The following is a 2485-nucleotide window of genomic DNA, read 5'->3' as shown; positions in this document are numbered from 1 at the left end:
GTTATATTTGATAGGAATCTTCCGGATATGGAAGTTAATTATGTTGTAGTAGACAATTTTAATGGTACTTACATCGCTACAAAACACCTTATAGATAGCGGTAAAAAGAACATTGCTTTTGTAACTGTGGATTTGCATGTAGACCAGATCAATAACCGTTTTCTGGGTTACGAAAAGGCACTTCAAGACCGTGGCATCCAGTTTAATAAAGATATTTATACTGAAATTCCTTTTGATAGCACTGACGACAATACAACAGCACAGTTAATGCTCCTGTTTGAGAAGAATCCAGAGATTGATGCTGTCTTATTTTCAACTAACTACCTTGCAATTAAAGGTCTGTTGGTTTTAAAACTGATAAAGAAAGAAATCAATGATGATTTCAGTATTGTGGCTTACGATGATCATGATGTATTTAAATTACATACACCTCCAATTAGTGTTGTAGATCAGCCTATAGAAGAAATGGCCGAGAAGATCATCGATGTACTTTTAAATGAGCTTGCTTCGGCCAGTAATACTTTGATAAAGAAAGAGGCAAGCAAAATAATTCTGCAGCCTAAGTTTATAAAAAGGTGATTTAGAGGTGATTAAACCTCTAAATCGTTCATAATAGCCTTTACTTTCGCACTAAGTTCAGCATCAGCAGCTTTAAAGCCAGCTTTATCCTTAAGTGGTGCATTTACACTGCAATAGAATTTAATTTTAGGCTCTGTTCCTGATGGCCTGGCAGAGATAATGCTTCCATCTTCGGTTATGAACTGAAGAACATCAGATTTAGGGAATCCCAGATCTTTCTTTTCATTTGCAATTAAATCAGTTTCTATACCCAATTCGTAATCCTTTAAAGTTGCAACTTTAGAACCACCTAATGTAACAGGAGGGTTGTTTCTGAATTTCTCCATCATCGCTTTGATTTCCTCAGCGCCAGTTTTTCCTTTTTTGGTTATAGATACCAATTCTTCTTTATACAGACCATATTCTACATACATATCAAGCATAGCGTTATATAAACTGCTTCCTTTATCTTTGTAAAAAGCGGTCATTTCTGCAATAAAAGCACAAGATACAACAGCATCCTTATCTCTAACAAGCTCTCCAATAAGGTAACCATAGCTCTCTTCACCACCACCTATAAATGTTTTCTTACCTTCAAGGCTTGTCATTAAATGGCCAATCCATTTAAAGCCTGTTAAGGTATTGTAATAAGTAACATTTTTAGCCTTAGCTATTGTTTCAATTAGATTAGATGTTACTATTGTTTTAACAATATACTGATCTCCTGTAAGCTTGCCTTTTTCTTCCCATGCACTTAACAGGTAATTAATTAGCAAACTACCCGTCTGGTTTCCGTTTAGGAGTACAAATTCACCATCATTATTTTTAACGGCAATACCAACTCTATCGGCATCCGGGTCTGTGGCCAGAACAAGATCCGCATCTATTTCCTGAGCTTTTTTCAAAGCAAGTGTAAGTGCTTCTTTTTCTTCAGGGTTTGGATATACTACAGTTGGAAAATTACCATCAGGGGTACTTTGTTCTTCAACCAAGGTTAAATTGGTAAAACCAAACTGCTCAAGGGCCTTAGGAACCAATGTAATTCCGGTTCCATGGATAGGGGAATATACAATTTTAAGGTCTTTTTGACGGGCAATGGCCTCTGGAGACACTGACAGTTCCGTAATTTTATCCAGATAAAGTTGATCAATTTCCTCTCCAATCAATTCAATATTGTTATCGATACGGTCGAATTTAACCTCATCAATACTTTTAATAGCAGCTACCTCATCCATAACAAGTGTATCATCTGGAGCGGGCCTAATTCACGGATCGCAAAAGACAATTCCGGGGTGGGTCTTAGTGCTTTAAAAAAATAAACGTGTATGCCGTTTGCAGAAAACACATCAGCCGTAATCTTTGCAAAATAGTCAGAGTTGTTGCGGCTATCATGCGCTACGGCAACTTTAACTTTTTCGCCCGGATATTTTTTAAGGAGGTAGTTACATAAACCCTGTGTAGCAGTCCCAATTGTATACTTGTTGATCCTGTTAGATCCTGCACCCATTATCCCACGTAAACCTCCGGTACCAAATTCCAGACTTCTATAGAAAGAATCTGTAAGCTCAGTAAAGGCCTCTTTATCTAGCAATTGCTGTATTTCTTGCTTAGTTTTTTCGTCGTAATTACCATTAAGCCATTCGTTTATGGTATTTAATGTAGCTGCTTCTAATTGCATAGTTTATGATGTGTTTTTTAAGATGTCTTAATGAAAAACAGTAATGTAATTGTGAAGTTTCATTAGAAAAGCCCAATTCTTATAATATTCCAAATTTTATTTCGTCAATATCATGATTATTAGCGCCGTTTTCTTTAATTTCACGCCCTAATATAAGTATATAACCAATTTGATTGAAATAATATTAACCTTTAAAATTTAAATAACTAATAATGAAACCATCAGAATTTTGATGATGGGGTTATTACC

Annotated in this window: 1 protein-coding gene and 1 pseudogene; one reads left to right on the top strand and one right to left on the bottom strand. The window is 35.7% G+C overall.

Features of this window, described 5'->3' with window-relative positions; all coding sequences use genetic code 11:
- Positions 1–579, top strand: a 579-nt coding sequence (locus AC1DDX_RS26995) for a substrate-binding domain-containing protein (RefSeq protein WP_477622985.1), incomplete at its 5' end; no start/stop codon positions are given.
- An 11-nt stretch (positions 580–590) separates the two neighbouring features.
- Here the strand turns inward: AC1DDX_RS26995 and AC1DDX_RS26990 are convergent.
- Positions 591–2236 (bottom strand): annotated as a pseudogene (locus AC1DDX_RS26990) (phospho-sugar mutase).
- Positions 2237–2485 lie beyond the last annotated feature (249 nt).

The sequence above is a fragment of the Pedobacter sp. 10L46_2 genome, from assembly GCF_056395165.1.
This window is presented reverse-complemented; position numbering and strand designations above follow the sequence as displayed.